The organism is Nocardia jinanensis, from assembly GCF_014645735.1.
Classification (GTDB): domain Bacteria; phylum Actinomycetota; class Actinomycetes; order Mycobacteriales; family Mycobacteriaceae; genus Nocardia; species Nocardia jinanensis.
In genome coordinates this window covers 48,843-63,957 of the sequence record NZ_BMMH01000016.1, presented here as the reverse complement: position 1 = coordinate 63,957, position 15,115 = coordinate 48,843, and the positions used below count along the sequence as shown (strand labels likewise).

Genomic DNA, 15,115 nt, shown 5'->3' with positions numbered 1-15,115 from the left:
CGATGGCCTCGGCGGAGCCGAGCTGTGAGGGCCCGGCCCCCCGGGTCCCGCTACCAGGCGATGGGGCCCTGGGCGCCGACGAAGGATCCGTCGGTGGACACCTCCGGCGACTCCGCCGCGGCGAGGACGACCGCCGCGGCCTCCTCCGGTGTCGTCGGCGCGTCGGCGGCCGCCGGAGCCAGTCCGGTCGCGACGAAGCCGGGGCATACGGAGGTCACCCGGACCGGGGTATCGGCGAGAGTTTTCGCCAGTCCGACCGTAATGCTGTTCAGTGCCGCCTTCGAGGCCTGGTAGCCCGGGACCACCATCGAGTAGTACGCCGAGTCCGGATTGCGCTGCTGGGTGAGCGAACCCATCTCGGTGGAGATGTTGACGATCCGCCCCGCCGGCGCCCGGCGCACCAGTGGAAGCAGCGCTTCGATCACATTGGCGGGACCGAATGTGTTGGTCATCAAGGTCTCGGTGAACGCGCCGGGATGGGCGAAGTTCACCGTGCCCGCGGCGGTCGCCTCGGGCAGGATGCCGGCATTGTTCACCAGCACATCGATGTGCTCATGCCGTCCGGCGATCGAATCGCGCAGGCACCGGGCGCTGTCCACCGAGCACACGTCGAGGAGTTCCCCCTCGGCCGCGAGCCCCTCCGCCCGCAGTTCCCTCACCACCGCCTCCACCGCCGGCGCGCGGCGCCCGGTGACGATCACGCGGTAACCCTGCCGGGCGAACGCTGTCGCGGTGGCACGGCCGATTCCGCGGGTCGCCCCGGTGACCACCACGATCTTCTCCGACATATCGTTCCTTTCGCGATTCCGCTGTTACTCCACGAGCATCCGCGAGGGCACCCCACGCGCGCTGGCAGGAAATCGCCGTCGCATTCGCCGCCACGGCACCCCCGAATGAGCCGGTCGAACGTCCAGTTTGCTGTCGGATAGCATGGACCGCGGCCGCACTGCGGTCGCGGCGCGGTGAGGGAACCCGGTGCGAATCCGGGACTGGCGCGCAACGGTGACACCCGCGTGGTGGAGTCCGATCACTCACCCGCCGAGCTCGGATCCCGGCCTCGCGCACAGGCCCAGACACAAGGAGTCCACGCCGTGACGCGGTCCATTTTCCTGGCGGTCGCCGCCGTGGTGTCCACCCTCCTCCTGGCCGGATGTTCCGGTACCGGCAGTTCCGGCGATCCCGCGGCGGAGCCCGCCGGTGGTGCCGGCTACCCGATGAAGATCGGCAACTGCGGGGCCGAAGTCACCGTCCCGGCGCCGCCGCAGCGGGCCGTGGCCCTCAACCAGGGGTCGGCGGAGATCCTGCTCTCACTCGGGCTGGCGGACCGGATGGTGGGCACCGCCACCTGGACCGACCCCGTCCGCGCGAACCTCGCCGCCGATAACGCGCGGGTGCCGCGATTGGCCGACAACAAACCCTCGCTGGAGGTCGTGCTCGATACGGAACCGGATTTCGTCTCCGCCTCCTTCGGCGGCACACTCGGTCCCGGTGGCGTCGCCGAACGCGAGCAGTTCACCGAACTGGGTGTACCCACCTACCTCTCGCCGACCGACTGCGACGGGAAAACCGATATCAGCGTCAACGCCGACGGCGCCCGTACCGAACCCCTGACCATGGATTCGGTCTACCGGGAAATTCGCGAACTCGCCGCGATCTTCGATGTGCGGGACCGCGGCGAGCAGTTGGTCACCGGACTGCGCGACCGCTACGACGCCGCGGCCGGGCGGATCGCCGCGGACCCGGTCTCGCTGGCGTACTGGTTCGCCGACACCTCCACACCGTATGTCGCGGGCTGCTGTGGCTCGTCCGGGATCATCACCGACGCAGTGGGCGCCAAGAACGTGTTCGACGACACCACAGACGAATGGCCGCAGGTCAGCTGGGAGACGGTGCTCGACCGCGACCCGGCTGCCCTGGTACTGGCCGATCTGAGCCGCCGCAGTCTCGCCGGGGACGCGCTGGACAGCAAGATCTCGTTCCTGGAATCGAATCCGGTGACCGCGAAACTGTCCGCGGTGCGCGACCGGCGCTACATCGTGGTCAACGGCGCCGATCTGAACCCCTCGATCCGGACGGTCGACGGTATCGAGAAGGTCGCCGACGCCCTGGAACGGTGGGGCCACGGTTCGTGAGCCCGGAAACACCGCCGAGCACCATCGCCCGGACCGCCCGCGCACCCACGACGGCGGCGCTGGTCCTGTGCGGGCTGGTCGTGCTGATCTCCTCGATGGCCTTCACGATCACCATCGGGCCGGCGGATCTTTCGGTCGCCGAGGTCTACGCGGTGCTGTTCGAGAAGCTGGGCGCCGGCACCGCCGGTGTCTCGCCGATCCGGGAGGGCATCGTCTGGCAGTTGCGGCTGCCGCGCACCCTGCTCGCCGCGGTCTGCGGCGCCGGTCTGGCGGTCTGCGGCGTGGTCATGCAGTCGCTGCTGCGCAATCCGCTCGCCGACCCGTTCGTGCTCGGGATCTCATCCGGCGCGTCCACCGGTGCGGTGATCGTGGCCGTACTGGGTGTGGGCGGTGGGCTGGTCTCGCTGTCCACCGGGGCGTTCCTCGGGGCGCTCGCTTCGTTCGGCCTGGTACTGGTACTGGCCGCGGGTGCCGGTGGTGGCACCGCGAAGGTGGTCCTGGCCGGGGTGGCCGGGACCCAGTTGTTCTCCGCGCTCACCTCGTTCATCGTGCTGTCCTCCGCCGATGCCGAACGCACCCGCGGGATCCTGTTCTGGCTGCTGGGTTCGCTCGCGGGCGCCACCTGGACCGACGCGGGTACAACCGCTCTGGTCTGCGCCACCGGGATGGCACTGTGCTGGTGGTACGCTTCCGCGCTGGACGCGTTCACTTTCGGCTCGTCGGCCGCGGCGAGCCTGGGCGTCGCGGTCGGCCGGACCCGGCTGCTGCTGCTCGTGACCACGGCCCTCATGACCGCGGTACTGGTCAGCGCCGCCGGAGCGATCGGGTTCATCGGACTGGTGCTCCCACACGCCGCACGTTTTCTGGTGGGTCCCCGGCACAGCCGCCTGATCCCGGTGACCGCGGTCCTGGGCGCGGTCCTGCTGGTCTGGGTCGACGCACTCGCCCGGACCGTTTTCGCGCCGCAGGAGGTACCGGTCGGTGTCGTCACGGCACTCATCGGCGTCCCCGCGTTCGCGCTCCTGCTGTTCCGCACCCGGAGTACGTCATGATCGTCCAGGGCACACGCCACGACAACACCGCGGAGTACGCGGACGGCACTGCGCGGCCGACGACACACTGCGGCGCACGCGCCGACCCCCGGAACACCCGGCGCCACAGCGGAGCACCTGTCGCCCCTGCGGAACACCCGGCGCCACAGCGGAGCACTCGTTGACACTGAACGCACAGAACCTGTTCTGGTCCCGGGCCGGCAACCTCGTCGTGGACGATGTCACCGTCCAGCCGGAAATCGGGCAGACGGTCGGCCTGCTCGGACCGAACGGGTCCGGTAAATCGTCGCTGCTGCGCCTGCTGGCCGGTATCTCGCGGCCGGACCGGGGCGAGGTCACCCTCGACGGCACGCCGCTGCGCCGACTGGGCCGGCGGCCGCTGGCGCGCCGGATCGCCATGGTCGGGCAGCACGCGCATACCGATGTCGATATCACCGTGCACGATGTGGTGCGCCTCGGGCGTATCCCCCACCGGGACCTGTTCGGCCAGGACCCGGACGAGGAATCGGCGATCGCGCGAGCACTACGCGCCACCGGCCTCGCCGACCACGCGCGACGCACGTGGAGCACTCTCTCCGGCGGCGAGCGGCAGCGGGCCCAGATCGCCAGGGCCCTGGCCCAGGAGCCCGGTGAGCTGCTGCTGGACGAGCCGACCAACCATCTCGATATCGCCCACCAGCTCGACATCCTCGATCTGGTCACGCGACTGCCGGTCACCACGGTCGTCGCTCTGCACGATCTCAATCTCGCCGCTATGTTCTGCGACTACATCCTGGTTCTGGATCGCGGCGGAGTCGCCGCACACGGCACCCCTGCCGAAACGCTCACCGAGCGACTCGTCCGCGACGTCTACGGCGTGGATGCGACGATCACGATCGACGACGGCGTTCCGGTCGTTCGCTATCGCCGCTCGGCGGTAACCCCCGGCACCATCCCCTGACGGGCGCTCAGGGCAGGGCTGGTGTGGACTGTGGCCGGACCGATCCTCGGCGCGATCGAAGGCCATTTCCTCGCGCTCACCGGAATCGGGGCGGTCGCGATATTCAGTACGGCGCTGTTCACCAGGATCTTCGTCCGAGTTCTCGGCCTGCTCGCGGTGCTGCCGGTGATCGCGGTGCTGATGTTCCTCGGCGTACCGGCGTCCAACGGTGCGATGTCGAGCTACCTGGAACCCCAGCTGTTCCGGATGCTGCACGAAGTCCTCCCGGTACCCGCGGCGGTCGAGTCGGCCCGCTCGATCCTGTACTCCGACGCCGATATCGTGGGCTCCCAGCTCACGACGTTCGCCGTCTGGGGCGTGATCTACCTGGTCGTCGTGGCATTGATCGACCGATTCCGGCCGCGGAAGGCGCTCGCCACGGTGACAGCCGAATCCTGAATCGCTGAAACACCACCCGGCGGCGGTCACGGTGAGTTGCGCCGCGATCGCCCGGCCGCGCGCGTGCACACGATTCAGCCGTGCCCGCGTGCCGCCGAATCGATCCGGGCGGTGGCGCACAAACGCCACCGCCCGTGTGCGAGTCGGAGTTGCCCTCCGATTGCCGATATCATCGCAGGCGCCCGATCGAATCCTGAAGTACAGGTAGTACCGATGACACGCCAGCCGCACACCGTATCCCCCGATATGCCGACGATGGTCGCGGGGCCGGACGCGGTGGCCGATCCGCGAACAACACAGGTCCGGAACTATTTTCCGCCACCGCGCGAACTGCGGGGCAATCTGAACGGCTGGACCTATCCGGCGGTGTTCCTGGTGGCCGTCCTCGCCACCTTCCTGCTGGCGCAGGCGGCGCTCGCGCTGGACTCCGGGGAGCCGTTGCAGCCGGCCCTCCATATCGCGGCCGCCGCCTGGGTCGTCTCGTACCTGCCGATGCTCTCGGCGACCTCGCGCGGCCGTTCGCGGATCCGGATCGAAGGCGCACGATTCGCGAACGACCAGGACGCTCTGGTGGTCCGCCGCTCGCTCGGATACGAGGTCGCGCTCGTGGTCTGTTTCATCAGTCTGGCGACACTGTGCGCGATCTTCGGTATCGGCACCTGGACCGGCACACTCACTGTGAACCCGCATCCGCCGATCCCACCCTGGCTGGCCGTCGCCGTCGCCGTCGCGGTTCTTGTCTACCTCTGTGTATACGCGCGTCGACCAGAGATCCGCCGGCTGGTATTGACACCGATGCATATCGTGCTGCCCACCAAGACCTCGGTCGCGAATATGGTGAGCTGGACCTCGATCGAGCAGATCGCGGTGGTGTCGCGTAATAATTCCAAGGGCACGATCCGGATCTCGCGTCCCGGCCGGAAGCCGGGTCGCAGCGTCGCGAAACGGATCCACGCGGAGAAACTCTCGATCGGCTCCGCGGCCACCTACTGGCTGATCCGCTTCTATCACGAGAACCCCGACCTGCGCGTCGAACTCACCGACGAGCGGGCCGCCGAACGGTTGCGCACCTACGCGGTCGTCCCCGAATTCGGCACCTGAGGGCCTCGATCGTCCCCGGGTAACCGTACGGATCGCCGATAGTGTCGGGGCGTGACCAGCGAACTGCCCGAAACCGCCCCGATCGCACCACAACCCGACGGCATCAGCCATTTCACCGACACGGCGGGCCGGGCGCGTTTCGTGGCGGCCTATCGCGACGGGATGGGGACTCTACCGGTGCCCGACGAGACCCGGATACTGACCACCGCGTTCGGCCGGGTCACCGCCTATCGCTTCGGTCCCCCCGCCGCCGAACCGATCGTGCTGCTGTCTGGGCGGCAGGCATCGACTCCTATGTGGCGAGCCAATATCGGGGGCCTGACGGCCCAGCGCACCGTATGGTCGCTGGACAGTCTCGGCGAGCCGGGGGCCACCGCGCAGACCGCCCCGATCACCGGCCCGCAGGACCAGGCGGCCTGGCTGGATCAGGCCCTCGAACAGCTGGGAACCGAGCGGGTCCATCTGCTCGGGGTGAGTATCGGCGGCTGGCTGGCCGCTCAGACCGTCGTGCACCGGCCGCAGCGGGTGGCCTCGGCCGTCCTGCTCGATCCGGCCGTCACCTTCGCCCCGGTCACCTGGAAGATGATCCTGGTCTCGCTGGGCAGTATCCTGCCGGGAATACCGCGGACCGTGCGGGAGTGGCTGCTGAGCTGGATTTCCGGTGCAGCGAAAGCCGACGACTCGGTTCCGGAGGCCCGCCTCATCGCCTCGGGTATGCGGGATTTCGTGCAGCGCCCCGCCCAGCCGCGACAGCCGACGACCGAACAACTGCGTTCCGTCTCGGTACCGATCCTGGTGATCCTGGCGGGCGACAGTATCGTCCACGACTCGCGGCGCGCCGCGGAACGCGCGCGGCAGGTTCCGGGCGCCGAGGTGGAGGTATGGGCCGGGCATTCGCACGCGATCAACGGCGAGGCGCCGGAGCGGATCGCGACCCGCCTCGACCGGTTCCTCGCACAGCTGTAGCGCCCCGCGCCCGATAGGCTTCCGGCATGGTGCGGGTCCGGCAGATGCACGAGTGGGCGGTGAGCGAGGACGAGGCCGTCGCGGTCCAGCAGCGGCTACGCGACCTGGTGCGGGTGGATGACGAGCACGGCCCGATCCGATTCGCGGCCGGGCTGGATGTCGCCTATCGCGATCCCGATATCGCGATCGGGGTGGTCACCGTGCTGGATGTGGACTCGCTCACCGTGGTGGACGAGGCGGTGGTTCGTGAACGGGCCGAGTTCCCCTATATCTCAGGGCTTTTCGCCTTCCGCGAGATCCCCCCGCTGACTCGCGCGCTGGAGACCCTGCGGGTCGAACCAGACGTCCTGATCTGCGACGGCCACGGTCTGGCCCATCCCCGGCGTTTCGGACTGGCCGCCCACTTGGGCGTGCTCACCGACCTGCCGAGTATCGGTGTCGCCAAGAAAGCCTCCGGCGACTATCGCGAGCCGGGACCGGACCGGGGCGATTCGAGCCCGGTCACCTTCGATGACGAGATCGTCGGCCGGGCCCTGCGTACCCAGCCGGGGGTCAAACCACTGTTCGTCTCGGTCGGACACCGCTTCACTCTGGATTCCGCGTGCGCGCTGGTGTTACGGCTCGCCCCGCGCTACCGCCTGCCGGAAACCACCCGTACCGCCGATCATCTGGGCCGTATCGCCTGAACCCGTACGACGCGCCGGAAGGCGCCGACTCCACCGCCGGACCGTCCTCGTCGGTACAGGTTCGGCGAAAAAGGGAGGACGTGACCGGTTGCGATACCGCCGGTTACGCCACGATCGATGCCCACATGGTAAAACTGCCGGCTCCGTGCGATTTTCCCGAACTCGGCTTGCTCGCGCACCGCGCGACCGCGTCCCGGAACGGGAGGCGTCGGAACGTCGCGCCGACCGTCACAACCGGCGGTACGCATCGTGCCCCGGGACCCGCGTCTCCTCAGACCCGCACCAGGTCGTCGGCGTGTATCACCGGGCGCTGCATACCGTCCGGCAGTTCCCGGGTGGACCGGCCGAGCACGGTGGCGAGTTCGGCGGCGTCGTATTCCACCACCCCACGGGCCACGATCGTACGATCCGGACCCACCAGGTCCACCACATCACCGCCGTGGAAACGACCCCGGACCCCGACGATTCCCGCCGCGAGCAAGGACCGCCGGGCGCCGGCCACGGCCTCGACGGCACCCGAATCGATGAGGATCGCGCCCCGGCTGTCGGCGGCGTGCCGCACCCAGAAACGGCGTGCGGACAACCGCACCGGGCGGGCCGCGAAAGCGGTTCCGACCGTACCGGTTCCGAGCGCTTCGGCCGCCTCGGCGGCCGCGGCCAGCAGTACCGGGACCCCGGCGTCGGCCGCCAACCGGGCCGCCGACAATTTGGACGCCATCCCGCCGGTACCGAGCACCCCACCGCTACCGGCGATCACACCGTCGAGATCGGCGCTGGTGCGCACCTCACCGATGAAATTCGCATTCCCCTTGCGCGGGTCACCGTCGTAGAGTCCGGCCACATCGGAGAGCAGGAACAACGCGTCGGCACCCACCAGATGCGCCACCAGCGCGGCGAGCCGGTCGTTGTCACCGAAGCGGATCTCCTCCGTCGCGACGGTGTCGTTCTCGTTCACCACCGCCACCGCACCGAGCGACCGCAGCCGGTCGAGGGTGCGCTGGGCGTTGCGATGATGTTCCCGGCGGGCGAAATCGTCTGCGCTGAGCAGGATCTGGCCCACCGTGCGGTTGTAGCGGGTGAACGAGGTACCCCAGGCATGTACGAGCGCGAGTTGCCCGACACTGGCCGCGGCCTGTTTGGTCGCGAGATCGCGCGGGCGCCTGGTCAACCCGAGAGGCGCCAGGCCCGCACCGATCGCACCGGACGATACGACAACCACATCGGATCCGGATCGCATCCGGGCCTCGATGGCGTCGGCGAGCCGATCGAGCCGATCGATATCGAGTCCGCCGGACAAACTGGTGAGCGCCGAGGAACCGATCTTCACCACCACGCGCCGCGCCCCGGCGATCACACGCCGGGCATCACTGAGTTCTGACGGAACCAGGTTCACGGCCGTGCCCCTGCTCCGCGGTTCCCCTGGTTCACCTGCCTACTCCCCGCTTTCCTCGTCCAGCAGACCGCGCCGCACCCGCGACGCGTGCTTACGTTCGGCCGCGCTCACCCGATCGGTCTGTTCGAGCCGGATATCGGTCCCGCGACCGGTGGGCACGATATCGGCGCCCGCGGTGATCTGCGGTTCCCAGTCGAAGGTCACCTCGCCGATGGTCACCGGCGCACCCGGTTGCGCCCCGAGCCGCACCAGTTCGTCCTCGACACCGAGGCGGGCCAAACGGTCGGCGAGGTAGCCGACGGCTTCGTCGTTGTCGAACTGGGTCTGGTGCACCCAGCGTTCGGGCCGGGTACCGCGCACGATGAAACCACCCGGCTCGTCCGGATCGGCGCGCACGGTGAAACCGGAATTGTCCACCGGCACCGGGCGGATCACCGGTCGCTTCGGTTCGGCGGCCGGGTGCGCGTCACGGTAGGTCTGCACCAGTTCGGCGAGCGCGAAGGTCAGCTGCCGCAGACCGGTATGCGCGACGGCCGAGATCCGGAACACGGGCCAGCCGCGCTCCTGCAGCTCGGACGTGACCAGATCGGCGAGGTCTTCGGCGTCGGGCACATCGACCTTGTTGAGGATCACCACCCGGGGCCGGCCGGCCAGATCACCGAGGCTCACGTCACCGTGCAGGGCCGGTTTGTACGCGGCCAGTTCGGCTTCGAGAGCGTCGATATCGGAGATCGGGTCGCGGCCTGGGTCCAGGGTGGCGAGATCGACCACATGTGCCAGCACCGCGCAGCGTTCCAGATGACGGAGGAAGTCCAGGCCCAGGCCGCGGCCGTCGCTGGCCCCGGGGATGAGCCCCGGAACATCGGCGACCGTGAACGTCGTATCCCCCGCGTTCACGACGCCGAGGTTCGGCACGAGCGTGGTGAAGGGATAGTCGGCGATCTTCGGTTTGGCAGCGGACAGCACCGAGACCAGCGACGACTTCCCCGCGGACGGGAATCCGACCAGACCCACGTCGGCGACGGATTTGAGCTCGAGCACCACATCGTGGGCCTCACCCTCCTCGCCGAGCAGCGCGAACCCGGGCGCCTTACGGGCCCGGGAGACCAGGGCCGCGTTCCCCAGACCGCCCCGGCCGCCCTTGGCGACGACGAACCGGTTCCCGGCCCCCACCAGGTCCATCAAGACCTCACCGTGGGCGTCCAGGACCACCGTCCCGTCCGGGACCTTCAGCAGCAGTTCCCCGCCCTTCTTCCCGTCCCGGTTGCCGCCTTCGCCGGGTTTGCCGTTGCCGGCTTTGGCGTGCGGATGGAAATGGAAGTCCAGCAGGGTGTGCACATTGGCGTCCACCTCGAGGATCACATCCCCGCCGTTACCGCCGTTACCGCCGTCGGGCCCGCCCAGCGGTTTGAACTTCTCCCGGTGCACCGAGGCACAGCCGTGCCCGCCCTTACCGGCGCGGACATGAAGAACGACGCGGTCGATGAACTTGGCCATGGCCGGATCATCCTCCTCTGAAGGTTCGGGGGGCGGGATGGGGCACCGCGTCCGGGGGCGGAACAAACTCTGCGTCGGCGAAGTCGGGAAGGTGCAGTGCCCGGTGCCCGGACGAGACGGCGGCGACGTGGGCGGAAACGCGAAAAGCGGGTCGAGGGTTTGTCACCCTGACCCGCTCGCTGTGGTGGAGTCGTCAGCCGGTCAGGCTTCGACCGGCTCCGGGACCACGATGTTGACGGTCTTACGACCCCGCTTGCTGCCGAATTCGACGGCACCCGCTTCGAGCGCGAACAGGGTGTCGTCACCGCCGCGGCCGACATTGACGCCGGGGTGGAAGTGGGTGCCACGCTGCCGCACCAGGATCTCGCCGGCCTTGACCGACTGCCCGCCGAAACGCTTCACGCCGAGCCGCTGGGCATTGGAATCGCGGCCGTTCCGGGAGCTGGATGCGCCCTTCTTATGTGCCATTGCTGATACTCCTTCAGCGCGGGCTGTACAGCCCTGCGGGTCGTTACTTGATGCCGGTGACCTTCAGGACCGTCAGCGGCTGACGGTGACCCTGGCGCTTGTGGTAGCCGGTCTTGTTCTTGAACTTGTGGATGCGGATCTTCGGGCCCTTGGTCTGCTCGACCACCTCGGCCGACACCGAAACCTTCGCCAGCTTGTCGGCTGTGGTGGTGAGCTCGGCGCCATCGACGACGAGCACCGGCGACAGTGCCACGGAGGTGCCCGGCGCACCCTCGATCTTCTCGACCTTCACCAGGTCACCGACCGCGACCTTGTACTGCTTTCCGCCGGTCTTGACGATCGCGTACGTTGCCATCGGTCGGCTGCCCTTCTTCCTTTGGTGCTCGGCACTCGCTTACACGGTAGTACCTCGGTTTCGCACCGGGGTCCACCGCACGACTGGTCTGATAATCCGCCGCCTCGGCCATTGGTGGCTCTCGGTATCGGGAACCGGCCACGGAACAGCACATGCTGTCGCCGGGCAGCGACTGCCAAGATTACAGGATGCCGGTACATGCGACCAAACCGGTCCCCCGGACGACCCGGCGGAACCGGGCGCGGCACCGGAACCGGTGTCACGCGCGCCGCGCGGCACAGTGCGAGCAGTCCGGCCGTCCCGGACGCGCGAGTGCCCGGCCCACAGTCCGCGGGCCGGGCACTCGGCGCCCAGTTCAGTTCTGTTCGTCGACCGGCGGCCCGGACGGGCGCCCCGCGGCCCGGCGGCGCACCCGGCGCACCGGCACCTCGGGCTCCGGCGGATCGGCCACCAGATCGGTCACCGGCGTGGCGGGCTGATCGTCGGTGGACAGGACGAATACAGCACCCGCGCTATCGGCGGCCGGAGCCGAGGTCGAACGGGCGACACGACGCCGCCTGCTACGGGCCTCCGGGACACCGTCACCGATGGGTTCCGGCGACGCGGCAGGTTCGCCGGCCGGTACCGATTCCGCGACCGGAACGGCGGCGGACTCCGGTTGGTGGGCCGTACCGTTCGCCGCGTGGGTCAGACCGTTGCGATCCGCGGCAGATCCGCTCTCGGCCGCGACCGCGTCGGGCGCGGCAGACGGCACCGCCACCTCGTCCGGGCCGGATGCCACGACTGCGGGAGCTTCCGGCTCGGGAGCACGCGTTCCGCTCCCGGCGGCTGCGGCCGGTTCGGCCACGACCGGCTCGGCCACGACCGGCTCGGCTACGGCCGGTTCGGACGCGACCGGCTCGGCTACGGCCGGTTCGGCGGTAGCAGGCTCGGACGCCGCCGGCTCGGTGGCACCGGTCTCGCCGGCCGCGCCGCGGCCGTTCCGTTCCGCGCCCGAGGTCCGGCCGGCGGCACCGGCCGACCGCCGAACCCGGGCCCGGCGGCGGCGCGGTTCGGCGACCGCCGCAGTGTCCTTCTCGGAATCGGTCGCGGCAGATGCGGCCGCGGACTCCGCACCGCGCACCTCGGCCCGCGACACCTTCTCGCCCGAATCGCGCTTCGACGCCTCGGCCGGGGCATCCGCCGCCTGCTCCGCCTCCTCGGTCTCCGGATGATGAGCGGCCATCGCCAGCGCCACAGGATGGGCGCGTTTGGCCGCCGCCTCCTCCTCCGAGAGCTCCGGAGCGGCGGTCTGCTGCGGTGCGGCGGGCGCCGCGGCAGCCGGCTTGTCCCGGCTGCGGCGACGCCGCGAACCGGATTCGCGGCCGCGGCCGGCGCCCTCGTCCGAACTCGACGGCTCCACCGGGTAGCTGTGCACCAGCAGGCCGCGCCCGTGGCAGTGCTCACAGGTCGTGGAGAACGCCTCCACGAGTCCGGTACCGAGCTTCTTGCGGGTCATCTGAACCAGGCCCAGCGAGGTGACCTCGGAGACCTGATGCCGGGTGCGGTCACGGCCCAGAGCCTCGGTGAGACGGCGCAACACCAGGTCGCGGTTGGACTCCAGCACCATATCGATGAAGTCGACCACGATCATGCCGCCGATATCGCGCAGCCGCATCTGGCGCACGATCTCCTCGGCCGCCTCCAGATTGTTCCGGGTGACCGTCTCCTCCAGGTTCCCGCCGCCGGATCCGGTGAACTTGCCGGTATTGACGTCGACCACGGTCATGGCCTCGGTACGGTCGATCACCAGCGTGCCGCCCGAGGGCAGCCACACCTTGCGGTCGAGGGCCTTGGCCAGTTGTTCGTCGATGCGGTAGGTCTCGAAGACATCGGCGGCGCTCTCGTGCTTGGAGACCCGGGCGAGCAGGTCCGGTGCGACCGTCCCGATGTAGTTCTCGACGGTGTTCCAGGAGCGATCGCCCTCGATCACCAGCCTCGAGAAATCCTCATTGAACAGATCCCGGACAACTTTGACCAGCAGGTCCGGCTCTTCGTAGAGGGTCTTCGGCGCGCCCGACTCGTTCTCGGCGGCCGCGGCGATCTTGCGCCAGGCCGTCTGCAGCCGTTCCACGTCGCGGGTGAGTTCGGCCTCGCTGACGCCCTCGGACGCCGTGCGGATGATCACACCCGCATCGGCCGGGACTATCTCGCGCAGGATCTCCTTGAGCCGTTTGCGCTCGGTATCGGGCAGTTTCCGGCTGATCCCGGTGGAGGTCCCGCCGGGCACGTACACGAGGAAGCGACCGGCCAGGCTGATCTGGGTGGTGAGCCGGGCACCCTTGTGACCGACCGGGTCCTTGCTCACCTGGACCAGCACCTGGGCACCTGGTTTGAGCGCCTGTTCGATCTTGCGTTCCTTACCGCCGAGTCCGGCGGCCTCCCAGTTGACCTCGCCCGCGTAGAGCACACCGTTGCGGCCCCGGCCGATATCGACGAACGCGGCCTCCATACTGGGCAGCACGTTCTGCACCTTGCCCAGGTAGATATTGCCCACCATGGACGCCGAGCCGGTACTGGTGACGAAATGCTCGACCAGGATGTTGTCCTCGAGCACGGCGACCTGGGTGGCTGCCGGGTGGCCCGGGAACTCCTTCTCACGGACGACCATCACCCGGTCCACGGCTTCGCGCCGGGCCAGGAACTCCGATTCGGTGAGAATCGGCGGGCGGCGGCGCCCGGCCTCGCGGCCGTCGCGGCGACGCTGCCGTTTGGCCTCGAGCCGGGTGGAACCGGTGATGCCCTGCACTTCGTCGACGGCCGCGCGGACGCGGGTCTTGTTCCGCGGTTCGCGCTCGTGGACGACGGTATTGGGCGGGTCGTCGTCGGCCGGTTCGCTCTCACCGGATTCGCCGGCGACCTTACGGCGGCGACGCCGTCGGCGACGCCGGCTGGCACCGCTCTCGGAGTCCTCCCCCGTATCTCCGGAATCGTCGGACTCGGATTCTTCGCTGTCCTCGGATTCGGCGGTCTTCTCGCCGTTATCGGCGGACTGATCGTCGGAATCGGCGCTCGCGCCGCCTTCGGAGTCGGCGTCGTCGGAATCGGACTGCTGTTCACCCCGGCCCCGGCCCCGGCCGCGGCGGCCCCGGCGGCGACGCCGCGGCTGATCGTCGGAGTCGCCCTGCTCGGACTGATCGTCGGAGTCGTCGGCACCGGTATCGGTATCGGTGTCCGAATCGGCGTCCGCGCCGGATTCCGGCTCGGGTTCCGGTTCGGGCTTGCGCCGGCGGCGCGGTTGTTCGGCCGCGGCGGCGTCCGGTGAAAGGAACAGCGGGGCCGCGACGAATGCCGATTCGTAGACCACCGGCTCGGTCGAGGTGGATTCTTCGGGAACCGGGCTCGCGAACAGATTGAACGCGGCCGTGAAAGCAGGCAGCGGAGTCACCGGCGCCGTGGGGGCACTGGTCTCGGTAGCGGGAGCCTCGGCCTTCGCGATGTCGGCCGACGCCGGGACCGCCTGCGCGGAAACACCCTCACCGGCCGTGCCGGAGGAAGTCCGCTCGGCCACGGACGTAGTACCGGAATCCGCGGTATCGGGTTCGGCACCGGTCTCCGCCGCCGCGGCGGCCTGCGGCTCGGCTACTTCCTCCCCGGTACCCGCTACGACCGCGTCCGGTTCCGCCTCGATGCCAGGGGTTTGCCCGGAACCGGCACCCGGCTGAGCGGCCGGGGTCCGTTCCGGCTCCGGTACCGCCGAGGCCGGAGCCGCGGCGGAATCCACCGCCGCGGGGGCCCCGGCAGTGTCCGGGCCCGCTGTCGTGCCGGCGGGCTCGAACAGGCTGGGTTCGGCCGAGGTGAGTACGGGCGGAGCGGTCAGTGATTCGCGCACCGACTCCGCGACGGCCCGGTCCACGCTCGATTGCGGGCTGCGGGCCTCGGTCCCGAGTTCGCTGAGTTTGGCCAGGATGCGCTTACTGGTCACGCCGAGCCGTTTGGCCAGGGCATGTACTCGGATTCGCTCCGGCAAGTGATCGTCGTCCTGTGATGTTGTGTCCAGCGGCTCTTGATCGGCCACGAAGTCTCCTCGGGCCCCCGGGCGCGTTCC

The 15,115-nt window shown here is 69.4% G+C and carries 13 protein-coding genes and 1 riboswitch; of the genes, 7 read left to right on the top strand and 6 right to left on the bottom strand.

Annotation, left to right across the window (positions count from 1 at the left end; genetic code table 11):
- Positions 1 to 50: 50 nt before the first annotated feature.
- On the bottom strand, positions 51 to 788 hold the full coding sequence (locus IEY68_RS27865; RefSeq protein WP_058856959.1) for an SDR family NAD(P)-dependent oxidoreductase: 738 nt from the start codon (positions 786 to 788) through the stop codon (positions 51 to 53).
- Positions 789 to 914: 126 nt separating this feature from the next.
- Positions 915 to 1,074, top strand: a riboswitch (cobalamin riboswitch).
- 140 nt (positions 1,075 to 1,214) lie between these two features.
- Between IEY68_RS27865 and IEY68_RS27860 the strand changes: the two genes are divergently transcribed.
- The 7 genes from IEY68_RS27860 to IEY68_RS27830 all read left to right on the top strand — a co-directional run bounded on the left by IEY68_RS27860 (position 1,215) and on the right by IEY68_RS27830 (position 7,315).
- Entirely contained in the window at positions 1,215 to 2,132 is a 918-nt protein-coding gene (locus tag IEY68_RS27860) for an ABC transporter substrate-binding protein (protein WP_229719084.1), read from the top strand.
- 95 nt (positions 2,133 to 2,227) lie between these two features.
- A complete protein-coding gene (locus IEY68_RS27855; RefSeq protein ID WP_156426418.1) occupies positions 2,228 to 3,184 on the top strand; it encodes a FecCD family ABC transporter permease in 957 nt (318 codons plus the stop codon).
- A 160-nt stretch (positions 3,185 to 3,344) separates the two neighbouring features.
- Complete coding sequence (locus IEY68_RS27850) at positions 3,345 to 4,124, top strand: ABC transporter ATP-binding protein (RefSeq protein WP_058856960.1); 780 nt, start codon at positions 3,345 to 3,347, stop codon at positions 4,122 to 4,124.
- 30 nt (positions 4,125 to 4,154) lie between these two features.
- Entirely contained in the window at positions 4,155 to 4,562 is a 408-nt protein-coding gene (locus IEY68_RS27845) for a hypothetical protein (RefSeq protein ID WP_156426415.1), read from the top strand.
- Between the two features lie 213 nt (positions 4,563 to 4,775).
- Positions 4,776 to 5,663 carry a hypothetical protein gene (locus IEY68_RS27840; RefSeq protein WP_058856962.1) on the top strand — a complete coding sequence of 296 codons (888 nt, stop codon included), beginning with the start codon at positions 4,776 to 4,778 and terminating at the stop codon, positions 5,661 to 5,663.
- Positions 5,664 to 5,825: 162 nt separating this feature from the next.
- Positions 5,826 to 6,629: an alpha/beta fold hydrolase gene (locus IEY68_RS27835; RefSeq protein ID WP_082681665.1), complete on the top strand. Its 804-nt coding sequence runs from the start codon at positions 5,826 to 5,828 to the stop codon at positions 6,627 to 6,629.
- Between the two features lie 26 nt (positions 6,630 to 6,655).
- Entirely contained in the window at positions 6,656 to 7,315 is a 660-nt protein-coding gene (locus IEY68_RS27830; protein ID WP_058856964.1) for an endonuclease V, read from the top strand.
- A gap of 271 nt (positions 7,316 to 7,586) precedes the next feature.
- On the opposite strand, the gene proB is transcribed toward IEY68_RS27830, so the two are convergent.
- The 5 genes from proB to IEY68_RS27805 all read right to left on the bottom strand — a co-directional run bounded on the left by proB (position 7,587) and on the right by IEY68_RS27805 (position 15,085).
- Positions 7,587 to 8,702, bottom strand: coding sequence for a glutamate 5-kinase (proB, locus tag IEY68_RS27825; protein ID WP_058856979.1), 1,116 nt, complete (start codon positions 8,700 to 8,702; stop codon positions 7,587 to 7,589).
- A 45-nt stretch (positions 8,703 to 8,747) separates the two neighbouring features.
- Positions 8,748 to 10,205: a GTPase ObgE gene (gene obgE / locus IEY68_RS27820; protein ID WP_058856965.1), complete on the bottom strand. Its 1,458-nt coding sequence runs from the start codon at positions 10,203 to 10,205 to the stop codon at positions 8,748 to 8,750.
- A 201-nt stretch (positions 10,206 to 10,406) separates the two neighbouring features.
- Positions 10,407 to 10,673: a 50S ribosomal protein L27 gene (gene rpmA / locus IEY68_RS27815; protein ID WP_058856966.1), complete on the bottom strand. Its 267-nt coding sequence runs from the start codon at positions 10,671 to 10,673 to the stop codon at positions 10,407 to 10,409.
- A 43-nt stretch (positions 10,674 to 10,716) separates the two neighbouring features.
- Positions 10,717 to 11,028: a 50S ribosomal protein L21 gene (rplU, locus tag IEY68_RS27810; RefSeq protein ID WP_058856967.1), complete on the bottom strand. Its 312-nt coding sequence runs from the start codon at positions 11,026 to 11,028 to the stop codon at positions 10,717 to 10,719.
- A gap of 355 nt (positions 11,029 to 11,383) precedes the next feature.
- Positions 11,384 to 15,085: a translation initiation factor IF-2 N-terminal domain-containing protein gene (locus tag IEY68_RS27805; protein ID WP_063000367.1), complete on the bottom strand. Its 3,702-nt coding sequence runs from the start codon at positions 15,083 to 15,085 to the stop codon at positions 11,384 to 11,386.
- Positions 15,086 to 15,115 lie beyond the last annotated feature (30 nt).

Bases quoted from the DNA above. Each gene is read 5' to 3' on its own strand.
- IEY68_RS27855 (WP_156426418.1), top strand. From the start codon at position 2,228: ATGGCCTTCACGATCACCATCGGGCCGGCGGATCTTTCGGTCGCCGAG.
- IEY68_RS27830 (WP_058856964.1), top strand. From the start codon at position 6,656: ATGGTGCGGGTCCGGCAGATGCACGAGTGGGCGGTGAGCGAGGACGAG.
- IEY68_RS27840 (WP_058856962.1), top strand. From the start codon at position 4,776: ATGACACGCCAGCCGCACACCGTATCCCCCGATATGCCGACGATGGTC.
- rplU (WP_058856967.1), bottom strand. From the start codon at position 11,028: ATGGCAACGTACGCGATCGTCAAGACCGGCGGAAAGCAGTACAAGGTC.
- obgE (WP_058856965.1), bottom strand. From the start codon at position 10,205: ATGGCCAAGTTCATCGACCGCGTCGTTCTTCATGTCCGCGCCGGTAAG.
- IEY68_RS27835 (WP_082681665.1), top strand. From the start codon at position 5,826: ATGGGGACTCTACCGGTGCCCGACGAGACCCGGATACTGACCACCGCG.
- rpmA (WP_058856966.1), bottom strand. From the start codon at position 10,673: ATGGCACATAAGAAGGGCGCATCCAGCTCCCGGAACGGCCGCGATTCC.
- IEY68_RS27865 (WP_058856959.1), bottom strand. From the start codon at position 788: ATGTCGGAGAAGATCGTGGTGGTCACCGGGGCGACCCGCGGAATCGGC.
- IEY68_RS27860 (WP_229719084.1), top strand. From the start codon at position 1,215: ATGAAGATCGGCAACTGCGGGGCCGAAGTCACCGTCCCGGCGCCGCCG.